The sequence below is a fragment of the Klebsiella sp. 141251 genome (assembly GCF_050600725.1).
Taxonomy (GTDB): Bacteria; Pseudomonadota; Gammaproteobacteria; order Enterobacterales; family Enterobacteriaceae; genus Klebsiella; species Klebsiella aerogenes.
In genome coordinates, this window is record NZ_JAQIRG010000009.1 from 75916 (window position 1) to 92788 (window position 16873).

Below are 16873 nucleotides of genomic sequence, written 5' to 3' on the forward strand. Positions count from 1 at the left end.
TAATTGTCGTTCCTGACCCCGCTTTGGCGCGGGGTACTGAAAAGGGGGACGATTCTATACGTAAACTTCAGCGAATTGTATCCGCGCCGTCTTGCTGGCAAAGCGAGTACGTATAGCGACGACAGCTTAAATGTCAGTCGTCGGTTGATGAAAAGCTTTTACGCGTTTTTACCTGCACCTGTTCCATACTTTCCAGGATGCGGTGATAGTTGGCGAAACGGCTTTCGGCGATAGCGCCTTTTTCTACCGCTTCGCGAATGGCGCAACCTGGGTCGGTGTCGTGCTTGCAGTCGCGATACTTGCAATGGCCTAAATAATCATGGAATTCGACAAAGCCGTTGGTGATTTGTTCCGCATCAAGATGCCACAGCCCGAACTCGCGCACGCCCGGGGAGTCGATCACATCGCCGCCGTGCGGGAAGTGATAAAGACGCGCGGCGGTGGTGGTGTGCTGGCCGAGCCCTGACACATCGGAGACTTCGTTCGTCAGGATTTGCTCATCCCGCAGTCCCAGCAGCGTGTTCAGCAGGCTGGATTTACCCACCCCGGACTGGCCGGCAAAGATGCTGATGCGCCCGGTCAGCGCCTCTTCAAGCGGCTTCAGGCCGTCCTGAGTATGGCTGGACACCATCAATACCGGATAACCGATCTGGCGATAGATATCCATCTGCTCGTTAACGAAGGCCATGCCGTCATCGTCCAGCAGGTCTATCTTATTCAGTACCAGCAGCGGTTCGATATTCTGCGCTTCGCAGGCCACCAGATAGCGATCGATAATATTGAGCGATAGTTCGGGTAAAATGGCCGAAACCACGACGATTTGGTCGATATTTGCCGCGATAGGCTTCACGCCGTCGTAAAAGTCCGGGCGCGTTAGCACCGAGGCGCGTTCATGTACCGCTTCGACGATACCTTTGACGTTGACCCCGTCGGCGGCGTCTTTACCTGGCCGCCAGACCACGCGGTCGCCGGTTACCAGAGAACGAATGGTCCGGCGAATGTTGCAGCGGTGGGTCGTGCCATCCGCGGATTCGACATCGGCATGCATACCAAAACGGCTGATGACGATACCTTCAGAAGGCTCGCCAAACAGGTTGTCATCGTAGTCGGCCTTCTCCGAAGTCGTTTTCAGGCGGCGCTGGTGGTTGGCCTTGACGCGGCGCTGCTGGCCTTTGGAGAGCTTATTTTTACTCAATCGAACTGGCTCCTGGTCGCCCTGATGGGGCAAAACCTCTATGATACACGCTATTTTAGATGAATATAGTCACGCAAGAAGGGTGGAAAATAGCATGAGTGCAGATGAAAACAACCTGATTTGGATCGATCTTGAGATGACGGGGCTGGATCCCGAGCGCGATCGCATTATCGAAATCGCCACCCTGGTCACCGACGCGAATCTTAATATTCTGGCAGAAGGCCCGACCATTGCCGTGCACCAGTCTGATGCTCAGCTGGCGCTAATGGACGAATGGAACGTGCGCACTCATACCGGCAGCGGCCTGGTCGATCGCGTGAAGGCCAGTACCGTGGGCGACCGCGAAGCGGAACTGGCCACTATTGAGTTTCTCAAGCAGTGGGTGCCGGCGGGAAAATCGCCAATTTGCGGCAACAGCATCGGTCAGGACCGCCGCTTCCTGTTCAAATATATGCCGGAACTGGAAGCTTACTTCCATTATCGCTATCTCGACGTCAGCACCCTGAAAGAGCTGGCGCGCCGCTGGAAGCCGGAAATCCTCGATGGCTTTAAAAAGCAGGGCACTCACCAGGCGATGGACGATATCCGCGAATCCGTCGCCGAACTGGCTTACTATCGCGAGCATTTTATTAAGCTCTGAAGCGTAAACGGGGCCGACATGGCCCCGTTCTTTTTGCTGCCTTACTTAAACCATTTCTGTTCCATCTGCTGGAACTCCGGCGACGCCTTCACTGCCTCCAGCGCGTCGTTAATCTGCTTAAGCAATTCCGGGTCGTCTTTGCGTACCGCGATCGCATATTGTTTGCCGTAGTAGGCCGGGTCGGTGGCGCGCTCTTTCATCTCGGCGTAATCAGGATTATCCGCCAGCCACTGGTCCATCGTCGCTAAATCGCCGATCGCGCCGTCGACTTCGCCGCTTTTCAACGCCGCCAGCGCGTCGCTATCGCTGCCAAAGGCGACGGCTTGAATGCCTTTTTGTTTATCGCGTAGATAACGCTGGTGGACGCTACCTTTGACGACGGCGAGCTTTTTACCCTGCAGGTCGGCAAACCCGTGGGCGGCGTCTTTTGCCGTGACTACCACTCCGGAGAGCTCTTGGCGATAAGGTTGGCTGAAGGCAACCTGCTTTTCACGCATCGGCAATACTTCAACGCCGGCAATAATAGCGTCGAACTTTTTAAAGCGTAGCGCCGGGATGAGGGTATCAAAGCGCTGCGGCGTGAATTTGCATTCCGCCTGCATCTGTTTACACAGCGCATTGGCCAAATCAATGTCAAAACCCGTAGGTTGACCTTTGCCTTTGACGGTCTCAAACGGCGGATTGGCGGTTGTGGTGCCAAAATGGAGCGTCTCAGCGGAAGCCGTTCCGATAATCGATGTGGTCAGCAGCAGGACGGAAAGCGCTTTTTTCATTCTGAATCCCTGATAGTCGTCATGGTGGACCTTTTCGCGGATAGCCACCGCGGTGTCGTGCGGGCGATTTTGCGCCATTCGCGCGGGGGGAAAAAGATATTTTGCTAATTATGGCGGTTATTTATACAATTCAGTGGGCTGTGTGGCGAGAAAATGTCCATTCAAACAAAAAACGAAAAAAAGTGCTCGCCAGGGGGTTGCAGGTGAATCGAATTCTCGTATAATGCGCCTCCCGTAACGACGCAGAAATGCAAATTACGACGCCATCGAAATATGGCAAAAAAGCAGTAACGCGGGAATAGCTCAGTTGGTAGAGCACGACCTTGCCAAGGTCGGGGTCGCGAGTTCGAGTCTCGTTTCCCGCTCCAAAATTTGAAAGCAGCACCATACCAAAACATAGTTTTCAGGCTACCGGCAGGTAGATTGAAAGCCGATGTAAGCGGGAATAGCTCAGTTGGTAGAGCACGACCTTGCCAAGGTCGGGGTCGCGAGTTCGAGTCTCGTTTCCCGCTCCAAAATTTGAAAGACACACCATACCAAAGCATAGTTTTCAGGTTACCAGCAGGTAAATTGGAAACCGATGTAAGCGGGAATAGCTCAGTTGGTAGAGCACGACCTTGCCAAGGTCGGGGTCGCGAGTTCGAGTCTCGTTTCCCGCTCCAAATTTCTTCCTTTATCCAATTTATCCACAGTGCTAAATCGCGCCGGGGATGATTTTCATTGCCTATCCCAAAATACTGTAAACAGAGTTATCCACAGGCTGTCGTTTGGCTGACTGCGCGACAAATGCTTCACTTTGTAAATAGTATTTTCGTATCTGATTGAAATTTAACATTTAAATTTCATTTCAAACTGTTAATTCGATCACTTGACGTACGTCTGCCCGTTGAAACGCAATGTGTTTTTGTTTTTATTCACAGCCTGTGAATGAATCAGGCGTCGCGCGGCAATCCTTTCTCGACCACCCGGACCAGGCGTAGTTTCTGCGGCAACTGCACTTCGACAACGTTGGCATTTCGCTTTTCGATCTGCTGCGCAACCGCCCATTCAATGTGTTCATCGAGAAGTGGGTGCTCACCTCGGCGACTTTCCAGCGCCGCCAGATTGGCTTCATTCCACGGGGCATTACCGATCGCGACGGCGATATTGCGTAGCCAGCGTAAGTGGCCGATACGACGTATCGCCGACCCCTCGGTGACTTTCAGGAACCAGGCTTCGCTCCAGGCGAACAGCTCAATCAGCTGCGGCGCATGTAGCGCTTTACGCGGGCTGAAGTCCTCTTCATCGGTAAGCTGCGAAAAACGGTTCCACGGACAAATCAACTGGCAATCATCGCAGCCGTAAATACGGTTGCCGATCAGCGGACGAAATTCTTCCGGGATGGCGCCTTCCAGCTCGATGGTCAGATAAGAGATGCAGCGCCGCGCGTCGACGGTATAGGGCTCGACGATGGCGCCGGTCGGGCAGATAGTCATACAGGCGACACAGCGCCCGCACTCTTCGGCAACCGGCTGGTCTACCGGCAGCGGAAGATCGATGAGCAATTCGCCGAGGAAGAAAAACGATCCGGCGTCGCGGCTTAAGATAAGTGAGTGCTTACCTGTCCAGCCAAGACCCGCTTTTTCAGCGATGGGCCGCTCCAGGATAGGCGCGGAATCGACAAACGGTCTAAAATTGAGCGAAGCACACTGTTCCTGAATCATCTCGCCAAGTTTTTTCAGGCGGTTACGTAGCAGCTTATGATAATCACGCCCCAGGGCATAACGGCTAACGTAACCCAGCGCGGGATCTTTCAGGGTGCTGGCGAAAGCAGCATTGGCGGGCAGATAGTTCATACGCACGCTAATCACGCGTAGCGTACCGGGTAGCAGTTCATGCGGCCGGGCGCGCATCATGCCGTGGCGAGCCATCCATTCCATTTCGCCATGGTATTGTTTATCCAGCCATGCCTGTAACTTAGGTTCGCTGGCGCTGAGATCGGTATCGGTAATACCAACCTGCTGGAAGCCAAGCTCGGTGCCCCATTGTTTGATTTGTTGCGCTAACTGATTGAGATCGAGGGGCTGTGACATGATGGACCATACAATGACGAAAAACCCTGACAGTATACCACACATCGTATGGTCAGCGGAGACGCTGCGCCAGGCGGAAAGAGAGGCGGCGGATAGTCTCGGGCTGACGCTTTTTGAACTGATGCGCCGCGCCGGCGAGGCGGCGTTCCAGCTGGCCCGCAGCCTTTATCCCGCCAGCCAGCGCTGGTTAATCCTCTGCGGCCACGGCAATAACGGCGGCGACGGCTACGTGGTCGCGCGGCTGGCGCAGGCGCAGGGCATCGTGGTAACGCTACTGGCGTTGGAAAGCGATAAGCCGCTGCCGGAAGAGGCGCAGGCCGCACGGGAAGAGTGGCTCAATGCCGGCGGCGTCATCCACGCCGCCGATAGCGCCTGGCCTGATGATATCTCATTGATTATTGACGGGCTGCTCGGCACCGGCCTGCATAGCGCGCCGCGCGCTAATGTCGCCGGGCTGATTGAACTGGCGAACGCCTACCCCGCGCCGGTTATTGCGCTTGATATTCCCTCCGGGCTGAACGCGCAAACCGGCGCGACGCCTGGCGCGGCGATCCACGCCGCCCATACCCTGACGTTTATCGCGCTAAAACCCGGTCTGCTGACCGGTAATGCCCGCGACGTTGTCGGGCGCTTACATCATCATGCGCTCGGCCTAGAGCGCTGGCTTGCCGGGCAAAACACCGCTATTCGCCGTTTTTCCGCGGCGCAGCTGGCAGGCTGGCTGCCGCCGCGTCGTCCGACGTCGCATAAAGGTTCGCATGGTCGGCTGGTGATTATTGGCGGCGATCGCGGCACTGCTGGCGCCATTCGTATGGCGGGCGAGGCCGCTCTACGTGCCGGCGCGGGTTTAGTACGCGTGCTGACCAGGGCGGAAAATATCGCGGGCATTGTGACTGCCAGGCCGGAATTGATGGTCCATGAGCTGAACGGTGACTCTCTTAGCGAAAGCCTGGAGTGGGCGGATGTCGTAGCGATTGGTCCCGGTCTTGGGCTAAGCGAGTGGGGTAAAGCGGCGCTGCGACAGGTAGAGAATTTTCGCAAACCGATGGTCTGGGATGCCGACGCGTTGAACCTGCTGGCAATCAATCCCGATAAACGTCACAATCGCGTGTTAACCCCGCATCCTGGCGAAGCCGCCCGTTTATTGAATATCAGCGTGGCAGAAGTTGAAAGCGATCGCTTACATTCTGTACAGCGTCTGGTAAAACGGTATGGCGGCGTGGTGGTGCTAAAAGGCGCAGGAACCGTAGTGGCGAATGACGCGGGCGAAATCGGTATCATTGATGCCGGTAATCCCGGAATGGCCAGCGGCGGGATGGGCGATGTGCTCACCGGCATTATCGCCGCGCTGTTGGGACAGGGGCTGACCCAGTATGATGCCGCTTGCGCAGGCTGCGTGGCGCACGGCGAAGCCGCAGACCGGCTGGCCGCCAGAGATGGTGCCCGCGGGATGCTGGCGACCGATCTTTTTTGCACGCTAAGGCGTGTTGTTAACCCGGATGTGATTGACCTAGACCATGATTAACCGTGTGATTCCTTTACCCGACGAGCAGGCGACATTAGACCTTGGCAACCGCGTAGCGCAGGCCTGTAGCGGCGCGACGGTTATCTATCTGTATGGCGATTTAGGCGCGGGTAAAACCACCTTCAGCCGCGGTTTTCTACAGGCCCTTGGCCACCGCGGCAATGTCAAAAGCCCAACGTATACGCTGGTAGAGCCTTACACCCTCGAAAATCTGATGGTGTATCACTTCGACCTGTACCGCCTGGCGGATCCTGAGGAGCTCGAATTTATGGGGATCCGCGATTACTTCGCTAACGATGCCATCTGCCTGGTGGAATGGCCACAACAAGGCGCGGGTGTACTGCCTGACCCGGATGTCGAAATTCACCTGGATTACCAGGCGCAAGGGCGTGAGGCGCGCGTAACGGCGGTCTCTTCATTGGGTGAGTCTTTATTGGCGCGTTTAGCCATTTAGCCTATAGGATGACGGGATGAAGTATCGTATAACCAGTTGGCTGGCCGCCGCTCTGATGCTGTTCGGCACTCAGGCATCCGCGGCAAGTTTATCCGATATCCAGGTCTCAAACGGCGATCGGCAGGCCCGCATAACGCTAAGTTTTGTCGGCGATCCCGAATATTCCTTCACCCCGCAAGGTAAGCGCGTGGTGGCGTTGGATATCAAACAAACCGGGGTGCTTCAGGGGCTGCCGCTGCAGTTTAGCGGTAATAATCTGGTCAAAAGCATTCGCTCCGGCTCGCCTCAGGATACGCAATCTCTGCGTCTGTTGGTCGATCTGACGGAAGATGGTAAAACGCGGGCGGTGAAGCAGCAAAACGGCGCCAACTATACCGTCGTCTTTACCATTAATGCCGATGTGCCGCCGCCACCTCCGCCGCCGCCAGTGGTAGCGAAGCGGGTCGAAGCGCCAGTAGTGTCGCCGCGTCCGAGCGAGCCGCCGCGCAATCCGTTTAAAAGCTCAGGCAGCGACAGAACCACGGTGGTGACCAACAGTCAGCCGGCGATGACCAACAACCAGACTATTACCCGTCCGGCGGCGCGTACCGTCTCTTCTGACGATAAGATTATTATCGCTATTGATGCCGGGCACGGCGGCCAGGATCCTGGCGCTATCGGGCCTGGCGGCACCAAAGAGAAAAACGTCACGATTGCTATCGCCCATAAACTGCGAGCGTTGCTTAACGACGATCCGCAGTTTAAACCGGTGTTGACCCGTAATGGCGACTACTTCATCTCGGTCATGGGGCGTTCGGACGTGGCGCGGAAACAAAACGCTAATTTCCTGGTCTCTATCCATGCCGATGCGGCTCCGAATCGCGACGCGACCGGCGCATCGGTATGGGTGCTCTCTAACCGCCGCGCTAACAGCGAAATGGCCGGTTGGCTTGAACAGCATGAGAAACAATCGGAACTCCTGGGCGGCGCGGGCGACGTGCTGGCGAATAGCCAGTCGGATCCTTATCTGAGCCAGGCGGTACTGGATTTACAGTTCGGCCATTCCCAGCGCGTCGGTTATGATGTGGCAACCGATGTACTGAGCCAGCTGCAGCGGATCGGCAATCTGCATAAACGCCGTCCGGAGCACGCCAGCCTTGGCGTTCTGCGCTCGCCGGATATTCCGTCGATCCTTGTCGAAACCGGCTTTATCAGTAATAACGGCGAAGAGCGCCTGCTGGGTAGCGATGATTACCAACAGCAGATTGCAGAGGCGATTTATAAAGGGCTGCGTAACTATTATATGCAGCACCCGCTGCAATCAGCGCCGCGCGGCACGGCTGCGCAAACCGCCAGCGCCAGTTCGCCTGGCGGGTCGTTGATTAACTAAGGAGAAGGTCATGCCGATTCAGGTCCTGCCGCCGCAACTCGCCAACCAGATTGCCGCTGGCGAGGTGGTGGAACGTCCGGCGTCGGTAGTGAAAGAGCTGGTCGAAAACAGCCTTGATGCTGGCGCGACCCGTATCGACATTGATATTGAACGCGGCGGCGCGAAGCTTATCCGTATTCGCGATAACGGCTGCGGGATTAAAAAAGACGAACTGGCGCTGGCGCTGGCTCGTCACGCCACCAGTAAAATCGCCTCGCTGGATGACCTTGAGGCGATCATCAGTCTTGGTTTTCGCGGCGAAGCGCTGGCCAGTATCAGTTCCGTCGCTCGCCTGACGCTGACATCGCGTACCGCGGAGCAGCAGGAAGCCTGGCAGGCCTATGCTGAAGGTCGAGACCAGGCGGTAACGGTGAAACCGGCGGCGCATCCGATTGGCACCACGCTGGAAGTGCTGGATCTGTTTTACAACACCCCCGCGCGGCGTAAGTTCATGCGCACCGAAAAAACCGAGTTTAATCATATTGATGAAATCGTCCGCCGCATCGCGCTGGCGCGTTTTGATGTGACGATTAATCTCAGCCATAACGGCAAAATGATGCGCCAGTATCGTGCCGTGGCGGAAGGCGGCCCGCGCGAGCGCCGCCTCGGCTCGATTTGCGGCGCGGCGTTTCTGGAGCACGCGTTGGCAATTGAGTGGCAGCATGGCGATCTGACGCTGCGCGGCTGGGTTGCCGACCCGTTGCATACTAATCCGGCGTTAGCGGAAATCCAGTACTGTTACGTTAACGGGCGTATGATGCGCGACCGGCTGATCAACCATGCTATTCGCCAGGCCTGTGAAGATAAACTGGGCGCTGACCAGCAGCCGGCGTTTGTGCTGTATCTGGAGATTGACCCGCATCAGGTTGATGTCAATGTGCATCCGGCGAAGCACGAAGTGCGTTTCCATCAATCACGGCTGGTTCATGACTTTATCTATCAGGGCGTACTGAGCGTGCTTCAGCAGCAGCTTGATGCGCCGCTGGCGGAAGAAGACGAAGCGCCCGCGCCGCGGCAGGTGCCGGAGAACCGCGTAGCGGCGGGCGCGAACCATTTCGCTCGCCCATCGCCTGCCCGGGAACCGGCGGCGCCTGGTTATGATACTCGCGCGCCGCGGGAACCTGCCGCCGCCGGCGGCGGCTATAGCTCAGGCGGCGCCAGCTGGCCGCACGCCCAGCCTGGCTATCAGAAACAGCAGGGAGCGCTTTATCGTCAACTGCTGCAAACCCCGGCGGCGGAAAAAAAACAACCTGCGCCGACGCCTGCGGAAAGTCTGGCAGCCCACAGCCAAAGCTTTGGCCGGGTGCTAACTATTATCGGCGGCGATTGCGCGCTGCTTGAGCGCGGCGGCGCATTGGCGTTGCTGGCGCTGCCGGTGGCGGAACGCTGGCTACGTCAGGCGCAACTTACGCCGGGCGCGGAAGCGGTTTGCGCGCAGCCGCTGCTTATCCCGCTGCGTCTTAAAGTGAGTGAAGCAGAACGCAAAGCGTTGGAAAAGGCGCAGCCGGCGCTGGCGGAATTGGGTATCGATTTACAAGCAGATTCCCAGCACGTGACGGTCCGCGCGGTGCCTTTACCCTTAAGACAACAAAATTTACAAATCTTGATTCCTGAACTGATAGGCTACCTGGCGCAGCTAACGGCATTCGACGTCGGCGACATCGCCCAATGGATAGCGCGTAATCTGGCGAGCGAGCACGCGCAGTGGAGCATGGCGCAGGCGATTTCGGTTCTGGCGGACGTTGAGCGTTTATGTCCGCAGCTGATTAAAGCGCCGCCGGGTGGTCTGTTACAACCTGTTGATTTACATTCGGCAATGACAGCCCTGAAAGATGAGTGATGTAACTGAGGCGAGCCTGCCTAAGGCAATTTTTTTAATGGGGCCGACGGCCTCCGGTAAAACCGCATTAGCTATCGCCTTGCGTAAAGTTTTGCCCGTAGAGTTGATTAGCGTCGATTCCGCCCTCATCTATCGAGGAATGGATATCGGCACGGCCAAACCCGATGCCGCGGAGCTTAGCGCTGCGCCGCATCGGTTGCTGGATATTCTTGATCCGGCAGAGTCGTATTCGGCGGCGGATTTTCGTCGCGATGCGTTAGCGGAAATGGCGGATATCGTCGCCGCGGGGCGCATCCCGCTGTTGGTCGGCGGGACGATGTTGTACTTCAAAGCGTTGTTGGAAGGGTTATCGCCGCTGCCTTCGGCGGATCCCGCAGTCAGGGCCAGAATTGAGCAACAAGCGGCAGAGCAGGGGTGGCACGCATTGCACCGGCAGTTACAGGAGATCGATCCCGTGGCCGCCGCGCGTATTCATCCAAATGATCCGCAAAGACTTTCCCGAGCACTGGAAGTTTTTTTCATTTCGGGTAAAACTTTAACTGAACTGACGCAAACGTCAGGAGAGGCTCTGCCGTATCAGGTGCATCAGTTCGCCATCGCCCCGGCGAGCCGTGAACTGCTACATCAACGCATTGAGCAGCGTTTTCATCAGATGTTGGCTTCAGGTTTTGAAGCAGAAGTGCGGGCGCTATTTGCCCGTGGAGATTTGCATACGGATATGCCTTCCATTCGTTGTGTCGGATACCGCCAGATGTGGTCATACCTTGAAGGCGAGGTCCCGTATGATGAAATGGTTTATCGAGGTGTTTGCGCGACGAGACAGTTAGCTAAACGTCAGGTCACCTGGCTGCGCGGTTGGGAAGATGTTCACTGGTTAGACAGTGAGCAACCTGAACAAGCGCTCAACAAAGTATTACAGGTTGTTGGTGCTAGCCAGAACTGAACGTGTACAATTGAACGGTATCGTGCGTAATTTTTTTTAAGAATCGTAAGGTTCTGAGTACAAAACAAGCATACATATAAGGAAAAGAGAGAATGGCTAAGGGGCAATCTTTACAAGATCCGTTCCTGAACGCTTTGCGTCGGGAACGTGTTCCGGTTTCTATTTATTTGGTGAATGGTATTAAGCTGCAAGGGCAAATTGAGTCTTTCGATCAGTTCGTGATCCTGTTGAAGAACACGGTCAGTCAGATGGTCTATAAGCACGCAATTTCTACTGTTGTCCCGTCCCGTCCGGTGTCTCACCACAGCAATAATGCTGGCGGCGGTGCAAGCAACTATCACCACGGTGGTAGCGCGCAAGGTTCTTCTGCGCCGCAGCAAGACAGCGACGACGCCGAATAAGGCTAATGCTGTTTTTCCACGTCGGGGAGCCAGGTTTTCTGCGTTCCCCGCTGGTATTTTATAAGGGGTTTACGCTTGTTTGACCGTTATGATGCCGGTGAGCAGGCGGTACTGGTACACATCTATTTTTCGCAAGACAAAGATATGGAGGATCTCCAGGAGTTTGAATCCCTGGTCTCTTCCGCCGGTGTCGAAGCAATGCAGGTGATTACCGGTAGCCGTAAAGCACCGCACCCGAAGTATTTTGTAGGTGAAGGTAAGGCTGTTGAAATTGCGGAAGCCGTAAAAGCGACCGGCGCCTCGGTCGTGCTGTTCGATCATGCCTTGAGTCCGGCCCAGGAACGTAACCTGGAGCAGCTATGCGAATGCCGGGTTATCGATCGCACCGGTCTGATTTTAGATATTTTTGCCCAGCGAGCGCGTACCCACGAAGGGAAACTGCAGGTTGAGCTGGCGCAGCTGCGCCATCTGGCCACGCGTCTGGTACGCGGCTGGACCCACCTTGAAAGGCAGAAGGGCGGGATTGGTTTGCGCGGACCGGGTGAAACCCAGCTCGAAACCGACCGTCGATTGCTGCGTAACCGTATTATGCAGATCCTGTCGCGACTGGAAAAAGTAGAAAAACAGCGCGAGCAAGGTCGGCGGTCACGCGCCAAGGCCGATATCCCTACCGTCTCGCTGGTGGGATATACCAACGCCGGAAAATCAACGCTGTTCAACCAGATAACCGAAGCGGAAGTCTATGCCGCGGACCAACTGTTCGCCACCCTGGACCCGACGCTGCGCCGTATTAACGTCACCGACGTCGGCGAAACGGTACTGGCAGACACCGTAGGCTTTATTCGTCATCTGCCGCACGACCTGGTGGCGGCGTTTAAAGCGACGCTGCAGGAGACGCGTCAGGCGACGCTGCTGCTGCACGTCATTGATGCCGCGGATGTCCGCGTGCAGGAAAATATTGATGCAGTAAATACGGTCCTTGCTGAAATCGAGGCCGATGAAATTCCGTCATTGCTGGTGATGAACAAAATCGATGTGCTTGACGATTTTGAACCGCGCATCGATCGGGATGAAGAGAATAAACCGATTCGGGTCTGGCTCTCCGCCCAGACCGGGATTGGCGTACCACTGCTTTTTCAGGCGTTAACAGAGCGTCTTTCCGGCGAAGTGGCGCAGCATACGCTGCGCTTACCGCCGCAGGAAGGTCGCCTGAGAAGCCGTTTCTATCAGCTTCAGGCGATAGAAAAAGAGTGGATGGAGGATGACGGCAGCGTAAGCCTGCAAGTGCGCATGCCCATCGTGGACTGGCGTCGCCTCTGCAAACAAGAGCCTGCGTTGGTCGACTACGTGGTTTGACCTGGCCTGAAGATATTAACCCCTGTGGGGATATCAAAAACAAATATGGAGCATATACATGGCGTGGAATCAGCCCGGTAATAACGGACAGGACCGCGACCCGTGGGGAAGCAGCAAAAATGGCGGCAACTCTGAGGGAAATGGCAACAAAGGCGGTCGCGATCAGGGGCCGCCCGATCTGGATGATATCTTCCGCAAGTTAAGCAAAAAACTTGGCGGTCTCGGCGGCGGTAAAGGCGGCCAGGGTGGCGGTAATGTGACTCAGGGCCCGCGCGGTCCAATGGGTGGGCGCATTGTCGGCATCGTTGCTGCAGCGGCGGTGATTATCTGGGCAGCCAGCGGTTTCTATACCATCAAGGAAGCGGAACGTGGTGTGGTGACACGCTTTGGCAAGTTCAGTCATCTGGTTGAGCCAGGTCTGAACTGGAAGCCAACCTTTGTCGATAATGTGCAAGCGGTGAACGTCGAGTCGGTTCGTGAACTGGCCGCATCCGGTGTGATGCTGACTTCCGATGAGAACGTCGTGCGCGTTGAGATGAACGTACAGTACCGGGTGACCGATCCGGAGCGCTACCTGTTTAGCGTGACCAGCGCCGACGATAGTTTGCGTCAGGCCACCGACAGCGCCCTGCGCGGCGTCATTGGTAAGTACACCATGGACCGTATCCTGACCGAAGGTCGTACCGTTATCCGTAGCGATACCCAGCGCGAGTTGGAAGAGACCATTCGTCCGTACAACATGGGTATCACCCTGCTGGACGTCAACTTCCAGACGGCGCGTCCGCCGGAAGAGGTGAAGGCCGCGTTTGATGATGCCATTGCCGCGCGTGAGAACGAGCAGCAGTACATCCGCGAAGCGGAAGCCTATACCAACGAAGTTCAGCCGCGTGCTAACGGTCAGGCGCAGCGTATCCTCGAAGAGGCGCGTGCGTATAAAACCCAGACCGTACTGGAAGCGCAGGGTGAAGTCGCTCGCTTTGCGAAGATCCTGCCGGAATATAAAGCCGCGCCGGAAATTACCCGCGAGCGTCTGTATATCGAAACCATGGAAAAAGTGCTGAGCCATACCCGCAAAGTGCTGGTTAATGACAGCAAGGGCGGCAACCTGATGGTTCTGCCATTGGATCAGATGCTGAAAGGCGCCACCGGCGCGCCGGCAAAGAGCGATAGCAGTGGCGCAAGCGATCTGCTGCGCCTGCCGCCTGCGTCCAGCTCAAGCAGCGCCAGCACCTCATCAACCTCGAGTTCAACCGGGGGTACCATTATGGACCAACGCCGCGCCAACGCGCAGCGTAACGACTACCAGCGTCAGGGGGAATAACGATGCGTAAATCTGTTATCGCGATCATTGTCGTCGTGCTGGTAGTGCTCTACATGTCTGTCTTCGTGGTGAAAGAAGGCGAGCGCGGCATTACGCTGCGCTTCGGCAAAGTTCTGCGCGACGATGAGAACAAGCCGCTGGTGTATGCGCCGGGTCTGCACTTCAAGATCCCGTTTATTGAATCCGTGAAAATGCTGGATGCGCGTATCCAGACCATGGACAACCAGGCTGACCGCTTTGTTACCAAAGAGAAGAAAGATCTGATCGTCGACTCCTATATCAAGTGGCGCATCAGTGACTTCAGTCGTTACTATCTGGCGACCGGCGGCGGCGACGTCTCCCAGGCCGAAGTTCTGCTGAAGCGTAAGTTCTCTGACCGTCTGCGCTCTGAGATTGGTCGTCTGGACGTGAAAGACATCGTGACTGATTCCCGCGGTCGTTTGACCCTGGAGGTGCGTGATGCGCTGAACTCCGGTTCTGCTGGTACAGAAGATGAAGTCTCGACGCCGGCAGCCGATGACGCTATCGCTAAAGCGGCAGAGCGTGTAGAAGCTGAAACTAACGGTAAGGTTCAGGTGATCAACCCGAACAGTATGGCGGCGCTGGGTATTGAAGTCGTTGACGTACGTATCAAGCAGATCAACCTGCCGGCTGAAGTGTCTGAAGCGATCTACAACCGTATGCGCGCCGAGCGTGAAGCGGTTGCTCGTCGCCATCGTTCACAAGGTCAGGAAGAAGCGGAAAAACTGCGCGCTACCGCGGACTATGAAGTGACCAAGACCCTTGCGGAAGCCGAGCGTCAAGGGCGTATTCTGCGCGGTGAAGGCGATGCCGAGTCGGCAAAACTGTTTGCCGATGCATTCAGTCAGGATCCGGGCTTCTATGCCTTTATCCGTAGCCTGCGCGCTTATGAGAAGAGCTTCCAGAGCAACCAGGACGTGATGGTCCTCAGCCCGGATAGCGATTTCTTCCGTTACATGAAGTCACCGGATTCCGTGCGTAAATAAGCCGGGTCAGTGTGAAATCAGAAGGCGCCTTGCAAGAGGCGCCTTTTTTCATGCCATAGATTGTGATTTTTCTCTCAGCTAGTGGTTTCATATTGCCTGTGAAATGCCGGAGAATGTGAAGAAAGAAAAAGGGTTTGCGGTAATACTCACCGGCGCCAACTGGCGGCGGTTTTGTTTTTCTATAAGGGTCATCAATAATGAATGCAACAATTTGGCTGGCACTGGCGCTGGTTTTAGTTCTCGAAGGTCTTGGCCCACTGCTTTATCCCCGCGCCTGGCGCAAGATGGTAGCGACAATGAGCCAACTGCCGGATAATTTATTGCGTCGCTTTGGCGGCGGTCTTGTGGTGGCTGGCATTGTCATCTACTACATGTTGAGGAAATCGATTGGCTGATCAAAAAATAATCGGATTACCCTCATTTTGAGTGCAAAAAGTGCTGTAACTCTGAAAAAGCGATGGTAGAATCCATTTTTAAGCAAACGGTGATTTTGAAAAAATGGGTAACAACGTCGTCGTACTGGGCACCCAATGGGGTGACGAAGGTAAAGGGAAGATCGTCGATCTCCTGACAGAACGGGCTAAATATGTTGTGCGCTACCAGGGTGGCCATAACGCAGGCCATACTCTCGTAATCAACGGTGAAAAAACCGTCCTCCATCTTATTCCATCAGGTATTCTCCGTGAGAATGTAACCAGCATCATCGGAAACGGTGTTGTGCTGTCTCCGGCTGCGCTGATGAAAGAGATGAAAGGTCTGGAAGACCGTGGTATCCCTGTTCGTGAGCGTCTGCTGCTCTCTGAAGCCTGCCCGCTTATTCTCGATTATCACGTCGCGCTGGACGTAGCGCGTGAAAAAGCGCGTGGCGCGAAAGCTATCGGTACGACCGGTCGCGGTATCGGCCCGGCTTACGAAGATAAAGTCGCCCGTCGCGGCCTGCGCGTTGGCGACCTGTTTGATAAAGCCACCTTCGCTGACAAACTGAAAGAAGTGATGGAATATCACAACTTCCAGTTGGTGAACTTCTATAAAGCAGAAGCGGTTGACTACCAGAAAGTGCTGGACGATGTGATGGCGATTGCCGACATCCTCACCAGCATGGTCGTTGACGTTTCCGATCTGCTCGATCAGGCGCGTCAGCGCGGCGACTTCGTGATGTTCGAAGGCGCGCAGGGCACGCTGCTGGATATCGACCACGGTACCTATCCGTACGTAACTTCCTCCAACACCACCGCGGGTGGCGTGGCGACCGGTTCCGGCCTGGGCCCGCGTTATGTGGATTACGTTCTGGGTATCATCAAAGCTTACTCGACTCGCGTAGGCGCGGGCCCGTTCCCGACCGAGCTGTTTGATGAAACCGGCGAGTTCCTGTGCAAGCAGGGTAACGAATTCGGCGCCACTACCGGCCGTCGTCGTCGTACCGGCTGGCTGGACGCTGTCGCGGTACGCCGTGCGGTGCAGATTAACTCCCTGTCCGGCTTCTGCCTGACCAAACTGGACGTCCTTGACGGCCTGAAAGAAGTGAAAATCTGCGTCGGTTACCGTATGCCGGACGGCCGTGAAGTGACCACCACTCCGCTGGCTGCCGACAACTGGGAAGGTATCGAGCCTATCTACGAAACCATGCCGGGCTGGTCCGAAACCACCTTCGGCGTGAAAGAGCGTAGCGGCCTGCCGCAGGCAGCGCTGAACTACATCGCGCGTATTGAAGAGCTGACCGGCGTGCCGGTTGATATCATCTCTACCGGTCCTGACCGTACTGAGACTATGATTCTGCGCGATCCGTTCGACGCGTAATCATCATCCAGGGGCGCCGTTCGGGCGCCCTTGTTTTTGCAGTTCGCCCGCCCCATTTCAAATAAATTAGCGGCCTGAGCGCTGGCTGGTTTATCATCAATAGAGTTAATACCCGCGGATTCACCGCTTTCCCCTTACCCT

At 56.0% G+C, this 16873-nt stretch carries 15 protein-coding genes and 3 tRNA genes; 15 read left to right on the forward strand and 3 right to left on the reverse strand.

The features are described from left to right. Positions 1 to 133: 133 nt before the first annotated feature. Positions 134 to 1195: a small ribosomal subunit biogenesis GTPase RsgA gene (gene rsgA, locus PGR09_RS19415; RefSeq protein ID WP_430916434.1), complete on the reverse strand. Its 1062-nt coding sequence runs from the start codon at positions 1193 to 1195 to the stop codon at positions 134 to 136. A gap of 94 nt (positions 1196 to 1289) precedes the next feature. Between rsgA and orn the strand changes: the two genes are divergently transcribed. Further along, positions 1290 to 1835, forward strand: a complete 546-nt coding sequence (gene orn / locus PGR09_RS19420) for an oligoribonuclease (protein ID WP_015704162.1) — start codon at positions 1290 to 1292, stop codon at positions 1833 to 1835. Positions 1836 to 1876: 41 nt separating this feature from the next. On the opposite strand, the gene PGR09_RS19425 is transcribed toward orn, so the two are convergent. After that, positions 1877 to 2608 (reverse strand): arginine ABC transporter substrate-binding protein, encoded by a 732-nt coding sequence (locus PGR09_RS19425; RefSeq protein WP_430916462.1) that lies wholly within the window; start codon positions 2606 to 2608, stop codon positions 1877 to 1879. 292 nt (positions 2609 to 2900) lie between these two features. Between PGR09_RS19425 and PGR09_RS19430 the strand changes: the two genes are divergently transcribed. The 3 genes from PGR09_RS19430 (at position 2901) to PGR09_RS19440 (ending at position 3270) form a co-directional block, all read left to right on the forward strand. Then, positions 2901 to 2976: transfer RNA gene (locus tag PGR09_RS19430), tRNA-Gly, on the forward strand. Between the two features lie 71 nt (positions 2977 to 3047). Beyond that, positions 3048 to 3123, forward strand: a tRNA-Gly gene (locus tag PGR09_RS19435). A gap of 71 nt (positions 3124 to 3194) precedes the next feature. Then, positions 3195 to 3270: transfer RNA gene (locus PGR09_RS19440), tRNA-Gly, on the forward strand. 270 nt (positions 3271 to 3540) lie between these two features. On the opposite strand, the gene queG is transcribed toward PGR09_RS19440, so the two are convergent. Then, on the reverse strand, positions 3541 to 4680 hold the full coding sequence (gene queG / locus PGR09_RS19445; protein WP_045396859.1) for a tRNA epoxyqueuosine(34) reductase QueG: 1140 nt from the start codon (positions 4678 to 4680) through the stop codon (positions 3541 to 3543). A gap of 13 nt (positions 4681 to 4693) precedes the next feature. Here queG and nnr point away from each other — a divergent pair, with 13 nt between their 5' ends. The 11 genes from nnr (at position 4694) to PGR09_RS19500 (ending at position 16732) form a co-directional block, all read left to right on the forward strand. Continuing rightward, positions 4694 to 6205 carry a bifunctional ADP-dependent NAD(P)H-hydrate dehydratase/NAD(P)H-hydrate epimerase gene (gene nnr, locus PGR09_RS19450; protein WP_196796547.1) on the forward strand — a complete coding sequence of 504 codons (1512 nt, stop codon included), beginning with the start codon at positions 4694 to 4696 and terminating at the stop codon, positions 6203 to 6205. Further along, complete coding sequence (gene tsaE, locus PGR09_RS19455; protein ID WP_032715469.1) at positions 6198 to 6659, forward strand: tRNA (adenosine(37)-N6)-threonylcarbamoyltransferase complex ATPase subunit type 1 TsaE; 462 nt, start codon at positions 6198 to 6200, stop codon at positions 6657 to 6659. Before nnr ends, tsaE begins: the two co-directional genes overlap by 8 nt. Before the next feature lie 16 nt (positions 6660 to 6675). Then, complete coding sequence (gene amiB, locus PGR09_RS19460; RefSeq protein WP_047078398.1) at positions 6676 to 8028, forward strand: N-acetylmuramoyl-L-alanine amidase AmiB; 1353 nt, start codon at positions 6676 to 6678, stop codon at positions 8026 to 8028. A 10-nt stretch (positions 8029 to 8038) separates the two neighbouring features. After that, on the forward strand, positions 8039 to 9907 hold the full coding sequence (gene mutL, locus PGR09_RS19465; RefSeq protein WP_430916435.1) for a DNA mismatch repair endonuclease MutL: 1869 nt from the start codon (positions 8039 to 8041) through the stop codon (positions 9905 to 9907). After that, positions 9900 to 10850: a tRNA (adenosine(37)-N6)-dimethylallyltransferase MiaA gene (gene miaA / locus PGR09_RS19470; RefSeq protein ID WP_032706712.1), complete on the forward strand. Its 951-nt coding sequence runs from the start codon at positions 9900 to 9902 to the stop codon at positions 10848 to 10850. Before mutL ends, miaA begins: the two co-directional genes overlap by 8 nt. A 92-nt stretch (positions 10851 to 10942) precedes the next feature. Then, the gene (gene hfq, locus PGR09_RS19475; protein ID WP_045396870.1) at positions 10943 to 11251 is read left to right on the forward strand and encodes an RNA chaperone Hfq; all 309 of its coding nucleotides are present in this window, start codon (positions 10943 to 10945) and stop codon (positions 11249 to 11251) included. A gap of 75 nt (positions 11252 to 11326) precedes the next feature. Then, complete coding sequence (gene hflX / locus PGR09_RS19480) at positions 11327 to 12607, forward strand: ribosome rescue GTPase HflX (protein ID WP_032713510.1); 1281 nt, start codon at positions 11327 to 11329, stop codon at positions 12605 to 12607. A gap of 58 nt (positions 12608 to 12665) precedes the next feature. Then, on the forward strand, positions 12666 to 13928 hold the full coding sequence (hflK, locus tag PGR09_RS19485) for an FtsH protease activity modulator HflK (RefSeq protein WP_015368631.1): 1263 nt from the start codon (positions 12666 to 12668) through the stop codon (positions 13926 to 13928). A gap of 2 nt (positions 13929 to 13930) precedes the next feature. After that, positions 13931 to 14935, forward strand: coding sequence for a protease modulator HflC (gene hflC / locus PGR09_RS19490; RefSeq protein WP_015368630.1), 1005 nt, complete (start codon positions 13931 to 13933; stop codon positions 14933 to 14935). A gap of 197 nt (positions 14936 to 15132) precedes the next feature. After that, positions 15133 to 15330, forward strand: a complete 198-nt coding sequence (locus PGR09_RS19495) for a DUF2065 domain-containing protein (protein ID WP_015368629.1) — start codon at positions 15133 to 15135, stop codon at positions 15328 to 15330. Between the two features lie 103 nt (positions 15331 to 15433). Then, positions 15434 to 16732: an adenylosuccinate synthase gene (locus PGR09_RS19500; RefSeq protein ID WP_045396875.1), complete on the forward strand. Its 1299-nt coding sequence runs from the start codon at positions 15434 to 15436 to the stop codon at positions 16730 to 16732. Positions 16733 to 16873: the final 141 nt, after the last annotated feature.

What these genes read in the sequence shown, in the direction of transcription:
- hfq (WP_045396870.1), top strand. Translation starts at nt 10,943, where the DNA reads ATGGCTAAGGGGCAATCTTTACAAGATCCGTTCCTGAACGCTTTGCGT.
- PGR09_RS19500 (WP_045396875.1), top strand. Translation starts at nt 15,434, where the DNA reads ATGGGTAACAACGTCGTCGTACTGGGCACCCAATGGGGTGACGAAGGT.
- nnr (WP_196796547.1), top strand. Translation starts at nt 4,694, where the DNA reads ATGACGAAAAACCCTGACAGTATACCACACATCGTATGGTCAGCGGAG.
- tsaE (WP_032715469.1), top strand. Translation starts at nt 6,198, where the DNA reads ATGATTAACCGTGTGATTCCTTTACCCGACGAGCAGGCGACATTAGAC.
- miaA (WP_032706712.1), top strand. Translation starts at nt 9,900, where the DNA reads ATGAGTGATGTAACTGAGGCGAGCCTGCCTAAGGCAATTTTTTTAATG.
- PGR09_RS19425 (WP_430916462.1), bottom strand. Translation starts at nt 2,608, where the DNA reads ATGAAAAAAGCGCTTTCCGTCCTGCTGCTGACCACATCGATTATCGGA.
- mutL (WP_430916435.1), top strand. Translation starts at nt 8,039, where the DNA reads ATGCCGATTCAGGTCCTGCCGCCGCAACTCGCCAACCAGATTGCCGCT.
- hflK (WP_015368631.1), top strand. Translation starts at nt 12,666, where the DNA reads ATGGCGTGGAATCAGCCCGGTAATAACGGACAGGACCGCGACCCGTGG.
- hflC (WP_015368630.1), top strand. Translation starts at nt 13,931, where the DNA reads ATGCGTAAATCTGTTATCGCGATCATTGTCGTCGTGCTGGTAGTGCTC.
- orn (WP_015704162.1), top strand. Translation starts at nt 1,290, where the DNA reads ATGAGTGCAGATGAAAACAACCTGATTTGGATCGATCTTGAGATGACG.
- PGR09_RS19495 (WP_015368629.1), top strand. Translation starts at nt 15,133, where the DNA reads ATGAATGCAACAATTTGGCTGGCACTGGCGCTGGTTTTAGTTCTCGAA.
- queG (WP_045396859.1), bottom strand. Translation starts at nt 4,680, where the DNA reads ATGTCACAGCCCCTCGATCTCAATCAGTTAGCGCAACAAATCAAACAA.
- amiB (WP_047078398.1), top strand. Translation starts at nt 6,676, where the DNA reads ATGAAGTATCGTATAACCAGTTGGCTGGCCGCCGCTCTGATGCTGTTC.